The organism is Bacillus paramycoides (assembly GCF_001884235.1).
In the GTDB taxonomy this organism is placed as follows: domain Bacteria; phylum Bacillota; class Bacilli; order Bacillales; family Bacillaceae_G; genus Bacillus_A; species Bacillus_A paramycoides.
Map to the genome: position 1 here is coordinate 1 of NZ_MAOI01000086.1, position 1,913 is coordinate 1,913.

At 37.8% G+C, this 1,913-nt stretch carries 1 protein-coding gene; it reads left to right on the forward strand.

Going from position 1 to position 1,913, the window contains the following annotated elements; translation table 11 throughout:
• Nucleotides 1-1,913, forward strand: a 1,913-nt coding sequence (locus tag BAU28_RS19700; protein WP_116500401.1) for a Cna B-type domain-containing protein, incomplete at both ends; no start/stop codon positions are given.

Here is a 1,913-nt window from a genome sequence, read left to right on the forward strand (position 1 = left end):
ACCAGGATATGAATCAAAAGTAAATGGTACTGACATCACAAATACAAAAGTAGGCGAAACGAAAGTAGAAGGAACAAAAACGTGGAACGATAATAACGCAACAGATCGTCCAAGCACAATCAAAGTAGATTTACTACAAAACGGTAAAGTAGTAGATACAAAAGAAGTAACAGCGGCAACAAGCTGGAAGTATACGTTTGAAAAACTACAAGCATACGATGCAAACGGAGTAGCATACAAGTATGAAGTGAAAGAACAGCCAGTGGCTGGATATGAATCAAAAGTCAATGGTTATGACATCACGAATACAAAAGTGGGCGAAACGAAAGTAGAAGGAACAAAAACGTGGAACGATAACAATGCAACAGATCGTCCAAGCTCGATTAAAGTAGACTTACTACAAAACGGTCAAGTAATTGACACGAAAGAAGTAAGTAAAGCAACAAATTGGAAGTACACGTTTGAAAAACTGCAAGCATACGATACAAATGGAGTAGCGTACAAGTATGAAGTGAAGGAACAACCGGTGGCTGGATATGAATCAAAAGTAAACGGTTATGACATCACAAATACAAAAGTAGGCGAAACAAAAGTAGAAGGAACGAAGACATGGAAAGACGATAACGCAACAGATCGTCCAACAGTGATCAAAGTAGACTTACTACAAAACGGTAAAGTAGTAGACACAAAAGAAGTAACAGCAGCAAGTGAATGGAAGTACACATTTGACAAACTACAAGCTTACGATGCAGAAGGTAAGGCATACAAGTATGAAGTGAAAGAACAAACAGTTGAAGGATATAAATCCAAAGTAAACGGTTATGACATCACGAATACAAAAGTGGGCGAAACGAAAGTAGAAGGAACAAAGACTTGGAACGATAATAACGCAACAGATCGTCCAAGCACAATCAAAGTAGACTTACTACAAAACGGTCAAGTAATTGACACGAAAGAAGTAAGTAAAGCAACAAATTGGAAGTACACGTTTGAAAAACTGCAAGCGTACGATACAAACGGAGTAGCGTACAAGTATGAAGTGAAAGAACAGTCAGTAGCTGGATATGAATCAAAAGTAAATGGTTATGACATCACAAATACAAAAGTAGGCGAAACAAAAGTAGAAGGAACGAAGACATGGAAAGACGATAACGCAACAGACCGTCCGACAATAATCAAAGTAGACTTACTACAAAATGGTAAAGTAGTAGATACAAAAGAAGTAACAGCAGAAACAAACTGGAAGTATACGTTTGACAAACTCCAAGCTTACGATGCAGAAGGTAAGGCATACAAGTATGAAGTGAAAGAACAAGCGGTACCAGGATATGAATCCAAAGTAATTGGTACTGACATCACGAATACAAAAGTGGGCGAAACGAAAGTAGAAGGAACGAAAATATGGAAAGACGATAATGCGAAAGATCGTCCGGAAATGATCAAAGTAGATCTTTTACAAAACGGTAAAGTAGTAGATACAAAAGAAGTAACAGCGGCAACAAACTGGAAGTACACGTTTGACAAACTCCAAGCATACGATGCAAACGGAGTAGCATACAAGTATGAAGTGAAAGAACAGTTAGTAGCTGGATATGAATCAAAAGCAAATGGTTATGACATCACAAATACAAAAGTAGGTAAAACAAAAGTAGAAGGAACAAAAACATGGAAAGACGATAACGCGAAAAATCGTCCAGAAATGATTAAAGTAGACCTTTTACAAAATGGTACAGTGATTGCGACGCAAGAAGTAAGCAGAGCAACAGGCTGGAAATACGAATTCAAAGATTTAGCAGCGTATGATGAAAATGGAGTAGCGTACAAGTATGAAGTGAAAGAACAGCCAGTAGCGGGATACCAATCTGACGTACACGGTTATGACATCACAAATACAAAAGTAGGCGAAACAAAAG